Origin of the sequence: Pseudomonas sp. PvP009 (genome assembly GCF_017832995.1) — a bacterium.
In the GTDB taxonomy this organism is placed as follows: Bacteria; Pseudomonadota; Gammaproteobacteria; order Pseudomonadales; family Pseudomonadaceae; genus Aquipseudomonas; species Aquipseudomonas syringae.
On record NZ_JAFIBG010000001.1, the window covers coordinates 821559 to 837506 of the forward strand.

Below are 15948 nucleotides of genomic sequence, written 5' to 3' on the forward strand. Positions count from 1 at the left end.
ACAGAACTGACAGGCTGATTCGCTTTGCCTGGCGTTGAAAAGGTGATGGCCTGGAGCGCTGCGAAAAGGCAATGGCGACGGAGGTGGGGAACATCTGCCTGTCATGCAGGTCGGTTAAACAGGTCTTTGGGAAGGCAACTCAAAAGCCCTGTGCAAAAACGCGACATTTTTTGTTGATATCCGGCCCCTCAGGTCCTAAAGTTCGCGCCGAACGTCCATGCTGGAAACGATCCATCCGGCTCAAGTACTGACGACGAGACAGCAAGGCCAGGAAGGCAGCCCTTCAGGGCCTTTTTGCTTTCGGCGACATGCCTTGGGAAGTAGGCGAACCAAAGTGGGGATACGGAGGGCGTTCATTTGTACCCATTGACCAATACCGTTTGCCAATAGGAGTTCCAGCAGCATGCCGATCAATGTCGAAGACTACTACTCAGCCGAAACCTTCAAGAAAATGAAGGCGTTCGCTGACAAGCAAGAAACCCCGTTCGTGGTCATTGATACTGACATCATCAGCAAGGCATATGACGACCTGCGTGCGGGCTTCGAATTCGCCAAGGTTTATTATGCGGTCAAGGCCAACCCTGCCGTTGAAGTCATCAATCTGCTCAAGGAAAAGGGTTCGAGCTTCGACATCGCGTCGATCTACGAGCTGGACAAGGTCCTGAGCTGTGGTGTCGGCCCGGAGCGTATGAGCTACGGCAACACCATCAAGAAATCCAAGGACATTCGTTACTTCTACGAGAAGGGCGTGCGTCTGTTCGCCACCGACTCCGAAGCCGACCTGCGTAACATTGCCAAGGCGGCACCGGGCTCGAAAGTCTACGTGCGCATCCTGACCGAAGGTTCGACCACGGCCGACTGGCCTCTGTCGCGCAAATTCGGCTGCCAGACCGACATGGCCATGGACCTGCTGATTCTTGCCCGCGACCTGGGTCTTGTGCCTTACGGCATCTCGTTCCACGTCGGCTCGCAGCAGCGTGACATCAGCGTCTGGGACGCTGCCATTGCCAAGGTCAAAGTGATCTTCGAGCGTCTGAAAGAAGAAGACGGCATCGTTCTCAAGCTGATCAACATGGGTGGCGGCTTCCCGGCCAACTACATCACCCGCACCAACAGCCTGGAAACCTACGCCGAAGAGATCATCCGCTTCCTGAAGGAAGACTTCGGTGATGACCTGCCGGAAATCATTCTCGAGCCGGGCCGTTCGTTGATCTCCAACGCCGGCATCCTGGTCAGCGAAGTGGTACTGGTTGCCCGCAAGTCGCGTACCGCGGTCGAGCGTTGGGTATACACCGACGTGGGCAAGTTCTCCGGTCTGATCGAAACCATGGACGAAGCCATCAAGTTTCCGATCTGGACCGAGAAGAAAGGCGAAATGGAAGAGGTGGTCATCGCCGGTCCTACCTGCGACAGCGCCGACATCATGTACGAAAACTACAAGTACGGCCTGCCACTCAACCTGGCCATCGGTGATCGTATGTACTGGTTGTCCACCGGCGCCTACACCACCAGCTACAGCGCAGTGGAATTCAATGGCTTCCCGCCGCTGAAGTCGTTCTACCTGTAATTTCCTTGCGTCAAAAAAAACCCATGAAAATGGGTTTTTTTTTGCCCGTAAAAAATAATTATATAAGTCTCGGTGCGCTGAAACGTGCAGTAAGTGAGGGGCGTGTTATTAAACGTTTGCGGGGTAATATAATAGACCCAGCAGAATGTGTTGCTTATTCCTACAGGTGTTGTCCGTTCTGCTCACTGTGTGAAGTCGATACCCTTTGTTAATTTCCAATGACCTTGAAGCACCGATTTATAGTCGGCGCAAAACAGGCTCTACATAATAAGGAAATTAATCATGGTTACGACCGTTGAACCGCAATTTACGGACGGCGAAGCACACAGCGTCGAAGAAGTCAGTCGTGTCAGCAAGGACTTGATGGATACCCTGACCAGTCGGGGCGCAGAGGTGGCGCGTGCCCCGGGCTTGTTGATTACCAACGAAGATGTTCGCCGCATCAGGCGTTATGTCAATACGGGCCTGGAACTGCCGACCACACTGGACGAAGTCAGCCAGCTGACAGGGGGGCAGGACAACGGCATTCCCGGCCTTGGGGCAGAAGCGATCGTCGAGCTGTACCTCGGTATTCAAGCCCATGCCAGGAGCTGGTCGGCGATTGAAACCGCCATGCAGAAAGTCGGCAGCGACCTGTACGTTTTCTCGGGCAATCTGATCGCCATCGCAACGGATGTGGTGGATTTCATCAAAGGACTCGATTCCTACCAGACCCTGCAAGTGGGGGACCTGACGCCGTCGCAGATTGATGCAATGCCCCCCGTTGCACTGATGGACCAGGACAGCAAGAGACTGCCCGGGCTGTTGTCGCTGGTCGATGAACTCAAGGTACATATCAAGGACCATAGTGCCAGCACCACGCGAACCCGAGTCGGGGTGACCGATTTCAAGCGTCGTCTAAAAGACGAGATAGCGCCCGGCGTGGCGTTGAAAATAAGGTTGGCCGGCTCCGGCGACACTGATGACGAAATTGCCCGGCTTACTGCGGACGTCGATCAGCTCAACGGACGCATCAATCATAAACTTGCCGAGTACGAAGAGTACTGCGAATACAAGTGGATCGGTTTCTGGTGGGGACTTGTCGGCGGGGCTGTTTCCCTGTCCATCTTTGGCCCGAAGGCATCGAAGGCTCTCGATGAAAAAGATCGTCTGATTGAAGAAAAACGCCAGATAGAGAAGCAGATAAAACAATCCAACGCGTTGTTGAGCGACTTGATGGCCTTCGAAACCAGTCTGCAGGATTTGAAAGCCAGAGTCGACGGGGCGGCCAGTAGCGTCAGTAATATAGAGAGCCTGTGGGTATTGTTGGAAGAGCTGGTCGACGCCTCCTACGATCGTATTAAAAATACCAATAACGCCTTGTACCTGGTCAGTTTCGTTTCCCGCTTCCAAACCCTCATGAGCAATTGGAGGGAGATTCAGGTCCAGGCCTTCGATCTGTTGACCGCTTTTAACAATGCACTGGACGAACCCGTTGCGTGAGTGTTGCCCACCTTAACGTTAAAGAGAATGCTGTTATGAATGTTCATGTACTTGCTATGCCCGCTCAACTGCCCAAACCTGATATGGAAATCATTATTGCCAGTCGTGAAAAACTCAAGCGCGAGGCCGATAGGCTGGGTGATATTTATTTACCGGTCATGAACGAGGCCTTGCACAGCCTGCTCAGTGAGGTCGGTCATGTCGACAAGGCAGCACTGGATACACTGACGCTTGTTCCGCATATGTACAACAGCGAAGAGATGCTGCCTTTTCTTGAGGCTGTCGAGAAGTTGAGAGGTGATCCTGAAGACGCTAAAAGCAGCGCTGCAATCGCTGACTTCAACGAGGAGATCAGCCTGCTGCTGGATACAAGGGAGGCCTCTTTGAGCAGCCAGGCCAAGGCGCTGGACAGGGCACTCATCAATCTGGAGGCTGTGCGGGTCGATGGCGTAGAGCACCTGACGCCTGCCCTTGAGCAGGAAATCGCTGTACTGGAGGCCAGGCTGGAAACTGAGCATGCGCGCCTGCCGGAAGTTGTACGGCAGGCCGCAGCGGTCAACGATCTCATTAGAGATGTCGAAAGCCTCAGCTTTTTCGACAAGTTAAAGCCGCTGGTCGCTTCTCTGGAGAGGCTGGCGGATGTCGATCCCCTGAATCCGTTGATCGGCTCCGTTAAAGCGGGTATCGCCGGAGTTTCCAATATTCTGGATCTGCTGGACGCGGCCGTCGACTATGATCATCTGATTGCTCTGAGGGAACGACTTCAGACGCAGATGACAGGACTGCAGGAAACGACTGACGCGACTCGCGCAGCGCTGGAAACCGAAGTGAGCAAACGCGGCCAGCTCTCGGGGCTCGCCTCGGTCGAGCTCTGCAAGACCGACTACGTTCGCGAGATGAGTAAATTGCTCGAAGCGTTGAAACGTGTCCTGGCCAGCAGCCGCCTGCCTGAAACCGCAGTGATCGAGAAGCGCGTCGAGCACTTCAGCCGTCAGGCGGATGCGCTAAACAACTATCTGATCGATTTGCGCAGAAGCTGGCGCAGTTGATCAGCCGGCATCATCCCGCCTGCCATGCCTGGCGGGGTTTTGGTTTGGGGCAAAAGACACGTTACAGATAGACAGGTCATGGCCGTCAGTGCATTAATTGCGCCGCAAAATATGAGTGAGAGTGGCGAGCGTGCTGAAGAAAGTCCTGTTTCAGTTGCACTGGTTCTTCGGGATCACGGCAGGTCTGGTGTTGACCCTCATGGGGATGACCGGTGCGCTGTATTCGTTCGAGGACGAAATTCTCGACGCGCTTAATCCGGATGTGCTGTTGGTCGAGCCGCGCGGTGCCACGCTGCCACCTGTTGAGCTGGTGCGCAGGCTGGAGGCCGCGACCGGCCTGACGGTCGCTATCCTGCGCGTCGAAACCACCGGCAATCGTGCCGCCCAGGTATTTTTCACGCCCAAAACGGGTGAGCGTCGAGGCCCCAAACGCAATTTCGACCCCTACACGGGTGAGCTGAAAGGCAATGCGGTAGGGGAGGGGTTTTTCGACTTTGTCCTGAAGCTGCACCGTTATCTGGCCATGGGCGAGGCGGGCAAGCAGGTTACGGCGGCGTGTACGCTGATTCTGGTGTTCTTTTGCCTGTCCGGGCTGTACTTGCGCTGGCCTCGCGCAGCGCGGAACTGGCGGGTCTGGCTGACCGTTGACTGGGCGAAGAAAGGCCGCAGTTTCAACTGGGACCTGCATTCGATCTTCGGCACCTGGTGCCTGCTGTTCTACCTGTTGTTCGCCATAACGGGACTCACCTGGTCGTATGACTGGGTGAGCAACGGCCTGAATAAACTGATCGGGGATTCGCCGCTCGAAGAAGGCGTCGCTGCGCCACCCAAGGCTGCGGGAAGGTTACCGTTGGCGGTCGATTATGTGGCGGTCTGGGACAGTATCCAGAAGGCTGCAGGGCCGGACTTGCTGGCTTATAACCTGCGCCTGCCTGCTGCGGGCGGTCAACCTGCCACCGTGTTTTACCTGCTCAAGGATTCTCCGCACCCGCGTGCGCTGAACACCATCACTCTTGATCCGGCCAATGGTCAGGTCAGCTCGGTCGTACGCTATGCCGAACGCAGTTTCGGTGCGCAACTGCTGGCCAGCAATTACGCGCTGCACGTCGGCAGCTACTTCGGGCTCGTCGGTCGACTCATCATGACCGGCGCATCGTTGCTGATGCCGCTGTTCTTCATTACCGGCTGGTTGCTGTACCTGGATCGACGTCGCAAGAAGCGTGATATCGAGCGTGCACGCGGCGAGGTTCAGGGTGATGACCACGATGATGACGCATCCTGGCTGGTCTGTTTCGCCAGTCAAAGTGGTTTTGCCGAACAATTGGCCTGGCAGACCGCTGGCCAGTTGCAGGCCTCAGGATTGTCGGTGCGCGTGAAGCGGCTGGGCGATCTGAGCGAAGACGAGTTATGCCGAAGTCACAATGCCTTGTTCGTCGTCAGTACCTTTGGTGACGGAGAGGCCCCAGACAGTGCCCGACGTTTCGAGCGCAAGCTGCTGGGTCGCCCGCTTTCACTGGACCAGCTCGATTATGCCGTTCTGGCGCTGGGCGACCGGCAGTACCCACACTTCTGCGGCTTTGCCCATCGTTTGCACGGCTGGTTGACCGAGCGGGGCGGGCGCAGCCTGTTCCCGCTTGTTGAAGTAGACAGCGCCGATCCGGCAGCCCTGCAATACTGGCAACAGCAATTGGCGCAGTTGACCGGTTGCGTGCCAGCGGCACACTGGCAGACACCGGTTTTCGATAACTGGACACTGGCCCGGCGCGTGCTATTGAACGCTGGCAGCAGTGGTTCGAAGGTTTACCTGCTGGACCTGACGCCGCCAACCTCTGCGCACTGGCAGGCGGGGGATCTGGTCGAGGTGATGCCGCGCCACACGCTGCGGGTAATCGAGCCGTATCTGGCCGGGCTGGGTGTCGATCCGGGCGCATGGGTAAGCGTGGATGGCTTGCAGGAGCCGCTCGCGCAGGCCTTGGAAAGCTGCCAGTTACCGCACAGCCGTTCGCATCTGGTGGGGCTGCATGCGCAGGCGTTGATCGATGCGCTGGTACCAGTCTCTGTACGCGAATATTCGATTGCCTCAATTGCGCAGGACGGCTGCCTGCAGCTTATCGTGCGTCAGGAAGTGCATGCCGACGGCAGCCTGGGGCTGGGCTCGGGATGGCTTACCGAGCATTGTGCCGTTGGCGGTGCCGTCAGCCTGCGTGTGCGCCGCAACAGCAGCTTTCATCTGCCTGCCGAGCCGGTGCCATTGATCCTGCTGGGCAATGGCACCGGGCTGGCCGGTTTGCGCAGCCTGCTCAAGGCGCGTATCGCTCAAGGGCAGGTGCGCAACTGGTTGTTGTTCGGCGAACGTAACCGGGCGCATGACTTCCATTGCAGCGCCGAATTGCAGGGCTGGCTGCAGGCTGGTCATCTGACGCGCCTGGACCTGGCCTTTTCCCGCGATCAGGCAGAAAAAATCTACGTGCAGGATCGCTTGCGCGAAGCGGCCGATGAACTGCGTGTGTGGCTCGATGAGGGGGCAGCGATTTACATCTGTGGGAGCTTGCTGGGTATGGCGGCGGGCGTGGATCAAGTGTTGAACGAGGTGCTGGGCGAGCAGGCAGTCAGCGAACTGATCGAGGAAGGGCGGTATCGGCGGGACGTGTATTGACTAGCGAAGATCGGACGCAGAGCGTCCAGAACTGCGTGCCCACGCTGGAGCGTGGGCACGATAGTCTTGTAGCTTGTAGCTTGTAGCTTGTAGCTTGTAGCTTGTAGCTTGTAGCTTGTAGCTTGTAGCTACGCCGCTACAAATTGCTCGGCGTAATGGCAAGCCACCTGGCGGTTATCCACCAGGCGCAGCTCTGGCACTTCGGCTGCACAACGCTCGGTCGCATACGGGCAGCGCTTGTGGAAGGCACAGCCGCTTGGCGGGTTGAGCGGGTTGGGCAGCTCGCCGACGATCTTGATCTTCGGCTTGAGCGGGTCCGGGTGGATGGTCGGGGTCGCCGACAGCAGCGCCTGGGTGTACGGGTGCAGCGGACGGTTGTAGATCTCTTCCTTGGGACCCATTTCCGCAGGCCGGCCCAGGTACATCACCAATACCGTATCGGCGACATGACGCACCACCGACAGGTTGTGGGAGATGAACACATAGGCGGTGTTGAATTCCTGCTGCAGGTCCATGAACAGGTTCAGTACCTGCGCCTGAATCGACACGTCCAGCGCTGAAGTCGGCTCGTCCGCTACCAGCACCTTGGGTTGCAGCATCATCGCCCGTGCCAGCGCGATACGCTGACGCTGACCGCCGGAGAACATGTGCGGGTAGCGCTGATAGTGCTCAGGGCGCAAACCGACCTGGGCCATCATCGCCTGCACTTTCTCGCGGCGTTCGGCGGCTGACAGGTTGGTGTTGATCAGCAGCGGCTCGCCAAGCTGATCCCCGACTTTCTGCCTTGGGTTGAGCGATGCATAAGGGCTCTGGAAGACCATTTGCACGTCCTTGCGCAACTGCTTGCGCTCGGCCTTGCTGGCCCCGGCAACTTCCTGGCCGGCGATTTTCAGCGAGCCGGATGAAGGCTCTTCGATCAGCGTCAGCGCGCGTGCCAGTGTCGATTTGCCACAGCCGGACTCGCCGACCACAGCCAGGGTCTTGCCGGCTTCGAGTTCGAAGGACACGCCATTAAGCGCACGCACCAGCGCTGTGCCCTTGAACAGGCCGCGGGAGACTTCGTAGTGACGGGTAAGGTCGCGGGCGGTCAGTACGACGCTCATTACGCCACCTCCTGATTCAAGGGATAGAAGCAGCGTGCCAGGCTGTGCGCCTTGGGATCAAGGGCAGGGCGTTCGGTTCGGCAGTTGTCGCGCACGTACGGGCAGCGCGGTGACAGCAGGCAACCCTGTGGACGGTCATAGCGGCCCGGGACCATGCCCGGCAGCGTGGCGAGGCGTTCAGCGCCCATGCTGTGCTCGGGAATGGCGGCCAGCAAGGCTTCGCTGTACGGATGGGCAGGAACATCGAACAGCCCCGGCACCTGACCGACTTCGACAGCCTGACCGGCGTACATCACGCAGACACGCTGGGCGGTTTCAGCCACCACAGCCAGGTCGTGAGTGATCAGCACCAGTGCCATGTCCTGCTCTTTTTGCAGGCTCAGCAGCAGTTCCATGATCTGCGCCTGAATGGTCACGTCCAGGGCGGTGGTCGGTTCGTCGGCGATCAGCAGTTTCGGTTCGCCAGCAATCGCCATGGCAATCGCCACACGCTGGCTCATGCCACCGGACAGTTGGTGCGGGTAGGCATTCAGGCGCGCGGCGGCGCCAGGGATCTCGACCTTTTCCAGCAGTTCCAGTGCACGCTGGCGTGCGGCCTTGCCCGACATGTTCAGGTGCTGGCGCAGCACTTCCTCGATCTGGAAGCCCACGGTATAGCTGGGGTTCAGAGCGGTCATCGGGTCCTGAAAGACCATCGCCAGGTCTTTGCCGATGATGCGTCGACGCTGCCGCGAGTTGAGCTTGAGCAGGTCGTTGCCGTCGAAGTTGAGCGCATCGGCGGTGATGATGCCGGGGGAATCGATCAGCCCCATCAGCGCCATCATGGTCACCGATTTACCGGAACCCGATTCGCCGACGATGGCCAGTACTTCACCCTTTTCGACGCTTAGGGACAGGCCGTCCACAACAGGTACGGCCTTGGTGTCGCCGAAGCGGACGTTGAGATTCTTGATTTCAAGAAGTGACATGCGAATCTCCTCAGGCGGCGTTCTTGAGTTTCGGGTCCAGCGCATCGCGCAGACCGTCGCCCATCAGGTTGATTGCCAGCACGCTGAGCAAAATGGTCAGACCGGGCAGGCTCACGACCCACCAGGCACGTTCGATGTAGTCGCGCGCCGAGGCGAGCATGGTGCCCCATTCAGGCGTCGGTGGCTGTACGCCCAGACCCAGGAAGCCCAGCGCTGCGGCGTCGAGAATTGCCGAAGAGAAGCTCAGGGTGGCTTGAACGATCAGCGGTGCCATGCAGTTGGGCAGCACGGTGATGAACATCAGGCGCGGCAGGGTGGCACCGGCCAGACGGGCGGCCGTCACGTAGTCGCGGTTCAGCTCGCCCATCACCGCAGCGCGGGTCAGACGAACATAGGAAGGCAGCGACACGATGGCGATGGCGATCACGGTGTTGATCAGGCCAGGGCCGAGAATCGCCACGATGGCCACAGCCAGCAGCAGTGAGGGCAGGGCCAGCATGATGTCCATCAGGCGCATGACCGAAGGGCCGAGCACGCGAGGGAAGAAGCCCGCCAGCAGACCCAGCAGAATGCCGGGGATCAGCGACATGACCACCGATGCCAGACCGATCAGCAGCGACAGGCGCGAGCCCTGGATCAGACGCGACAGCAGGTCGCGGCCCAATTCGTCGGTGCCGAGGATGAATTGCCATTGACCGCCTTCGAGCCACACCGGAGGCGTCAGCAGGAAGTCGCGGTATTGCTCGCTCGGGTCATGGGGGGCAACCCAGGGCGCGAACAGGGCGCAGAACACGATCAGGATCATGAACAGCAGGCCGGCAACCGCGCCTTTGTTTTTCGAGAAGGCTTGCCAGAATTCTTTGTACGGGGATGGGTAAAGCAGGCTTTGATCGACTGCTACCGCAGGAGTAGGGGTGCTCATATCGATGATCTCAGCGCTGGTGACGAATGCGTGGGTTGGCAAAGCCGTAGAGGATATCCACCACGAAATTGACCAGGATCACCAGACAGGCGATCAGCAGAATGCCGTTTTGCACGACCGGGTAGTCCCGGGCGCCAATGGCTTCGATCAACCACTTGCCGATACCCGGCCAGGAGAAGATCGTTTCGGTCAGTACCGCACCGGCCAGCAATGTACCGATTTGCAGACCGAACACGGTCAGTACCGGAATCAACGCGTTGCGCAGACCGTGAACGAATACCACGCGGGCGGGCGACAGGCCTTTGGCACGAGCGGTACGCACATAGTCTTCACGCAGTACTTCGAGCATCGACGAGCGGGTCATCCGGGCGATCACCGCCAGCGGGATGGTGCCCAGCACGATGGCTGGCAGAATCATGTGGTGCAGAGCATCGAGAAACGCGCCCTGTTCGTCACTTAGCAGCGTGTCGATCAGCATGAAGCCGGTGACCGGCGGAATGTCGTACAGCAGGTCTATCCGCCCTGAAACCGGCGTCCAGCCCAGCGTTACCGAGAAGAACATGATGAGGATCAGGCCCCACCAGAAGATCGGCATGGAATAACCGGCGAGGGAAATCCCCATGACCCCATGGTCGAACAGGGACCCTCGCTTGAGTGCGGCGATCACCCCGGCCAGCAGGCCGAGAATACCCGCGAAAATCAGCGCCGCCAGCGACAACTCCAGGGTTGCCGGGAACAGCGAAGTGAATTCGGACCAGACACTGGTGCGTGTACGCAACGATTCACCGAGGTCACCCTGGGCGAGCTTGCCGATGTAATCGATGTACTGGGCGTAGAGGGGTTTGTTCAGACCCAGACGTTCCATGGCCTGAGCGTGCATTTCCGGATCGACACGGCGCTCACCCATCATGACTTCGACCGGGTCGCCCGGAATCAGACGAATCAAGGCGAAGGTCAATAAGGTGATGCCGAAGAAAGTGGGTATCAGCAACCCCACTCGGCGGGCGATAAAACTAAACATCTTGGTGTGTACCTCATCAGCCGGTTAGGCGTGCTCCGGCGAGTCTCGGGTTATGAGCTCGCCGGATTATTTTTCTACTTCACCTGGGTAGTGGCGAAGTTGTTGGTTGTGAGCGGGCTGATTTGGTAGCCCTCCACATTTTTACGCATAGCCGTGAACATTCTGGTGTGAGCCATGCTGATCCACGGCTGATCCTTGTTGAATATTGCCTGGGCCTGTTCATAGAGCCCTGCGCGTTCGTCGGGGTTCACTGTTTCACGCGCCTTATCGATCAGCTTCTGGAAATCGGCGTTGCACCAGCGTGCATAGTTCTCGCCGTTTTTCGCCGCTTCACAGCTCAGCATCGGAGTCAGGAAGTTATCAGGGTCGCCATTGTCGCCTGCCCAGCCTGCAGACACCATGTCATGTTCGCCATTCTTGGCACGTTTGAGCATTTCACCCCATTCCATGACGCGAATGTCGATCTTGATGCCGATCTTCGCCAGGTCGGATTGCATCATTTGTGCGCCGAGCATCGGGTTGGGGTTGGTCGGACCACCGCCGTTGCGGGTAAACAGAGTAAACGTGGTGCCTTCCGGCACGCCAGCTTCCTTCAGCAAGGCGCGTGCCTTGTCGAGGTCGATCGGTGGGTTCTTCAGGTCTTTGTTATAACCCAGCAGAGTCGGCGGATACGGGTTGACCGCTACCAGCGCATTGCCCTTGCCGAACACCGCGTTGACATAAGCGTTCTTGTCGAACGTCATGTCAATGGCTTTGCGGACGCGCACGTCGCTCAGGTACTTGTGGGTCGTGTTGATCGCAATGTAGCCGGTGGTCATTGCCTCCAGCTCGTCGATTTTCAGGTTCGGGTCTTTCTTGATGCTCGGCACGTCGTCCGGCTTCGGATACAGCGCGATCTGACATTCGTTGGCCTTGAGCTTCTGCAGGCGCACGTTGTTGTCGGTGGCGATGGCCAGAATCAGGGCATCGGCAGGCGGCTTGCCGCGGAAATAGTCCGGGTTGGCCTTGAAGCGTACCTGTGCATCCTTGGCATAGCGCTGGAAGATGAACGGGCCGGTGCCGATCGGCTTGCTGTTGAGGTCGCCGGTCTTGTTGGCTTTCAACAGTTGGTCGGCGTATTCAGCCGGGTAGATCGAGGCGAAGGCCATCGCGAGGTCGGCCAGGAATGGCGCTTCGCGGCGGGTCAGGGTGAACTTGACGGTGTAGTCGTCAGTTTTCTCGACGCTTTTCAGCAGCTCTTTGAAGCCCATGCTTTCAAAGTAGGGGAAGCCGACGCTCGATTTGTCATGCCATGGGTGCTTCGGGTCCAGCTGACGCTGAAAACTCCAGAGCACATCGTCGGCATTCATGTCGCGGGTCGGTTTGAAGTAATCGGTGGTGTGGAACTTGACGCCTTTACGCAGGTGGAAGGTGTACGTCAGGCCGTCGTCGCTGATCTCCCAAGAGTCAGCCAGTGCAGGAATCACTTCCGTGGTGCCGGGTTTGAAATCCGCGAGGCGGTTGAACATGGTTTCGGCCACTGCATCGGCCGTCACTGCTGTCGTGTATTGTACCATGTCGAAGCCTTCGGGGCTGGCTTCGGTGCAGACCACCAGGGGTTTTGCCGAAACACTGACGGCGACGCTGAGCAGGGCCAGGGCAATCGAGTTGCGTAGCGATAACAGTTTCATTGTGAACCCTCCATAGAGTTGACGCCGATGGTGATGTTCGGACGCAAGGCTGCTGCCTTGCGCCCGAACGGTTTTCAGCGAATCAAAGAATGTTGAACGGAACAGTGGTCACCAGGCGGAATTCGTTGATGTTGCCATCAGCCTGATTCTCGCTGGCGCGGTGAGTGGTGTACGTGGCGCGGATAGCGGTAGCCTTGAGCGGGCCGGACTGCACTGAGTACGATGAACCGATACCGTATTCGTAGTGAGTCTCGCCGTCCATTGCGTTTACGCCGCTCGCTGTCCGGACACCATTGATTGTCTGGACGTCGCCATAGACGTTGCCTTTGTATTTGGTACCGTCGATGTCCCAGCCACGTGCCTGGTAGATGTTGAATTTCAGGCCGGGCACGCCGTATTCGGCCATGTTCAGTACATAGGCGATCTGCAGGGACTTCTCGTTCGGACCGTTGAAGTCCGAGAGCAGGGAGTTGGCCAGGAAGATCGCGTTGGTATCGTGCGCATAGTCGAAGTACTCATCGCCAGACACTTGCTGATAGGCAAGGCTGATGCTGTGAGCGTTATGCGTACCGGTGAAGGACAGGCTGTAGGTATCGTTGTCGATAGGGCCTTGTTTGCTTTGACCCGAGTCCTTGGTTTTGTAGTAGTTCAGGTTGGTGCTGAGCGCCAGTGCCTTGCTGTCACCCAGTTCGTGGGTGAAGCCGAAGTAGTACTGGTGCCAGAAGTCTTCCAGGTTCGATGCATAAAAGCTGGTTGTCAGGCTGTCGGTCGGCTTGTAGTCAGCGCCGAACATGTCCAGACGGTCGGCGGTCTGGCTGCGATCACCGTACTCGGAGCGGAACTTGTCCAGACTCTGTTCCATACGTGGCGACACGCGGTCGAAACTACCTGCTTGAAAGGACAGGTTATTCAGCTCATCGCTCTGTACGGCAACACCCTGGAAGCTGGACGGCAGTGCGCGGTTACCGATGAAGGCGATGACCGGGGTGTTCACCGATTGGCGACCCATGGTCAGGACGGTGTTGGAAACCCGCGCCTTGACGTTGCCCAGGCCCATCTTGCTCCACTGACCGACTGCATCGCCGTCGCTGTGTGCCAGGGTACGGTTTGAGTTGCCGGCAAAGTCATCGGTATCACGGTCCAGCGCAATGGCGTTGTACAGCGCCAGTTCGGTGGAGAAACCTACAACGCCCTGCGTATAACCGGAGGTGTAGTTGACGATCGTGCCCTGCTGCCAGTTGATGCGACGCGAGGTCTGCTCGGCAACGCCGTTGTCGTTGTAACGGAACACTTCGCCGCGGCGCTTGAGTTCATTGGCGTACCAGTTACGGGTCGTGCCGGTCAGGTGTTGATCTTCGATAAAGCCGTTGGCATCGGCCTGTGCATTCTTTGAACTCAGCTCGGTCGGTACGAACGCCTGGCTTGCCGGTTCAGCCTGAACCAGTGCGCCAAACGACGAGAGAGACAATGCCAATAACGCAGTGCTAGTTGTTTTCACGATGTGCAGCTCCCTTTATTACTTTTTTATATGCCAGTTCTTTGAGCCTGGCTTTTGGTGGTGCAGGACTTTGGGTCCTGCGTTGTTATAGGTATCGACGCGCAAGTGCCCGCTCTCGCCGTAACACAAGACGACGAGGGCGTGCGGTTTTTTCGATCAATCGACGATGCTGACGCCTGAGAAGTTATTGCGACCGAACGGGCTGACGTGGAAGTCCCTGACCTCGGCGCGCAATGGCTGATTGACGGTCGAGTGGGCAACCGGTGTGATCGGCACCTGCTCCTTGAGGTAGCGCTGCGCCTGTTGGTACAGGTCGGTACGCTTCGCGCGGTCAGTGGTCGCAACCGCGGCCTTGACCAGTTGGTCGTATTTTTCGTCGCACCACATCGAGTAGTTGTTGCCGCCAATCGCCGCGCAGCTGTAAAGCGTGCCCAGCCAGTTGTCCGGGTCACCGTTGTCGCCGGTCCAGCCGATCAGCGAGATATCGTGCTCGCCATTCTTGGTGCGTTTGAGGTATTCGCCCCATTCGTAACTGACGATCTTGACCTTGATGCCGACCTTGGCCCAGTCGGCCTGAAGCATTTCTGCCATCAGCTTGGCGTTGGGGTTGTAAGGGCGCTGAACCGGCATGGCCCACAGGGTCAGTTCGGTGCCTTCCTTGATGCCCGCGGCACGCAATAGGGTCCTGGCTTTTTCCGGGTCATAGGGCGCGTCCTTGATGGTGGTGTCATAGGACCACTGGGTCGGTGGCATGGCGTTGACTGCCAGTTGCCCTGCGCCCTGATAAACCGCGTTGATGATCGCCTTCTTGTTGACGGCCATGTCCAGCGCCTGACGCACTTCCAGCTTGCCCAAAGGTTCGTGGCGCACGTTGTAGGAAATGTAGCCGAGGTTGAAGCCAGGCTTCTCGATGATCTGCAGGCTTTTGTCTGCCTTGAGGCTGGCGAGGTCCGCCGGGCGCGGGTTGACCGAGACCTGGCACTCGTTGGCCTTGAGCTTTTGCATGCGCGCAGAGGCGTCGGTCACGATGGCGAAGATCAACTGGTCGATTTTCACCCGGCTCGGGTCCCAGAAATCCTTGTTGCCCTTGTAGCGAATCTGCGAATCCTTCTGATAACGCTGAAACACGAATGGCCCTGTACCGATAGGCTGCTGGTTGATGTCGCGCACGTCACCCTTGGCCATCAGTTGCTCGGCGTACTCGGCGGAGAGAATGCCGGCGAAGTTCATCGCGATGTTCTGGATGAATGCCGCATCGACCGTATTGAGGGTGAACACGACGGTCAGCGGGTCGGTCTTCTCGACGGACTTGATCTTCTTGTTCAGGCCCATGCTGGTGAAGTAGGGGAACTCGGTCGGGTAAGCGACACGGAACGGATGATCGGGCTTGAGCATGCGATTGAAGGTGAACAGCACGTCGTCGGCGTTGAAGTTACGGCTGGGCTTGAAGTTCTTGTTGCTGTGGAACTTCACACCCTCGCGCAGATGAAACGTGTAGACCAGACCGTCTTCCGAGATGTCCCAGGAAGTCGCCAGCGCTGGAACCACGGTGGTATCGCCTTGCTTGAATTCGGTGAGTCGGTTGTAGATCGGCTCGGATGCATCGTTATCGGTGGAGGAGGTGTATTGCGCACCGTCGAAGCCGGCCGGGCTCGCTTCGGAGCAAAACACCAGATTGCTTGCCGCCTGGGCAAACGGGGCCAGTGCCAACAGTCCCAGGCACGACGTCATCGCAAGAGTTTTACGCATGATGATCCCTATCCTCGAAGGATGAGCCGAGGCTCGAATGTCTAACTGGCCCAAAGGCGTCGCCCCACGCAACTTCGCACGACATGCCCGGCGCACCTGGACACGAAGCGACGGGCTTCCTGCCATTGCCGCTGCCCTTCGACGGTAAGTCGTCAGAGGTCCGCGGTATATAGGCTCGAAGGCTGCAAAGCTCGTAGGAAATATCTTAGTGATAGTAGAAGAATGCCGTTATCGGCACTTTTTCAACCCATCGCTCGGGGCTT

General features: G+C 58.1%; 11 protein-coding genes. 4 read left to right on the top strand and 7 right to left on the bottom strand.

Annotated features, from left to right (window positions below; all coding sequences use genetic code 11):
- Positions 1 to 403: 403 nt before the first annotated feature.
- The 4 genes from JOE29_RS03685 (at position 404) to JOE29_RS03700 (ending at position 6754) form a co-directional block, all read left to right on the top strand.
- Positions 404 to 1567, top strand: coding sequence for a type III PLP-dependent enzyme (locus tag JOE29_RS03685; RefSeq protein WP_003313775.1), 1164 nt, complete (start codon positions 404 to 406; stop codon positions 1565 to 1567).
- Between the two features lie 282 nt (positions 1568 to 1849).
- A complete protein-coding gene (locus tag JOE29_RS03690; protein ID WP_210078802.1) occupies positions 1850 to 3049 on the top strand; it encodes an alpha-xenorhabdolysin family binary toxin subunit A in 1200 nt (399 codons plus the stop codon).
- 35 nt (positions 3050 to 3084) lie between these two features.
- A complete protein-coding gene (locus JOE29_RS03695; protein ID WP_210078803.1) occupies positions 3085 to 4098 on the top strand; it encodes an alpha-xenorhabdolysin family binary toxin subunit B in 1014 nt (337 codons plus the stop codon).
- A 133-nt stretch (positions 4099 to 4231) separates the two neighbouring features.
- Positions 4232 to 6754, top strand: a complete 2523-nt coding sequence (locus JOE29_RS03700; protein ID WP_210079995.1) for a sulfite reductase flavoprotein subunit alpha — start codon at positions 4232 to 4234, stop codon at positions 6752 to 6754.
- A gap of 128 nt (positions 6755 to 6882) precedes the next feature.
- Here the strand turns inward: JOE29_RS03700 and JOE29_RS03705 are convergent, their stop codons facing one another.
- The 7 genes from JOE29_RS03705 to JOE29_RS03735 all read right to left on the bottom strand — a co-directional run bounded on the left by JOE29_RS03705 (position 6883) and on the right by JOE29_RS03735 (position 15685).
- The gene (locus tag JOE29_RS03705; RefSeq protein ID WP_017278997.1) at positions 6883 to 7857 is read right to left on the bottom strand and encodes a peptide ABC transporter ATP-binding protein; all 975 of its coding nucleotides are present in this window, start codon (positions 7855 to 7857) and stop codon (positions 6883 to 6885) included.
- A complete protein-coding gene (locus tag JOE29_RS03710; protein ID WP_003424625.1) occupies positions 7857 to 8825 on the bottom strand; it encodes an ABC transporter ATP-binding protein in 969 nt (322 codons plus the stop codon). Before JOE29_RS03710 ends, JOE29_RS03705 begins: the two co-directional genes overlap by 1 nt.
- Positions 8826 to 8835: 10 nt before the next feature.
- Entirely contained in the window at positions 8836 to 9747 is a 912-nt protein-coding gene (locus tag JOE29_RS03715; RefSeq protein WP_002555194.1) for an ABC transporter permease subunit, read from the bottom strand.
- Between the two features lie 10 nt (positions 9748 to 9757).
- Entirely contained in the window at positions 9758 to 10768 is a 1011-nt protein-coding gene (locus JOE29_RS03720; RefSeq protein ID WP_003313766.1) for an ABC transporter permease subunit, read from the bottom strand.
- Positions 10769 to 10842: 74 nt separating this feature from the next.
- Entirely contained in the window at positions 10843 to 12438 is a 1596-nt protein-coding gene (locus JOE29_RS03725) for an ABC transporter substrate-binding protein (protein WP_024684386.1), read from the bottom strand.
- 82 nt (positions 12439 to 12520) lie between these two features.
- The gene (locus JOE29_RS03730; protein WP_003313762.1) at positions 12521 to 13936 is read right to left on the bottom strand and encodes an OprD family porin; all 1416 of its coding nucleotides are present in this window, start codon (positions 13934 to 13936) and stop codon (positions 12521 to 12523) included.
- Positions 13937 to 14092: 156 nt separating this feature from the next.
- Positions 14093 to 15685: an ABC transporter substrate-binding protein gene (locus tag JOE29_RS03735; RefSeq protein WP_210078804.1), complete on the bottom strand. Its 1593-nt coding sequence runs from the start codon at positions 15683 to 15685 to the stop codon at positions 14093 to 14095.
- Between the last annotated feature and the right edge of the window lie 263 nt (positions 15686 to 15948).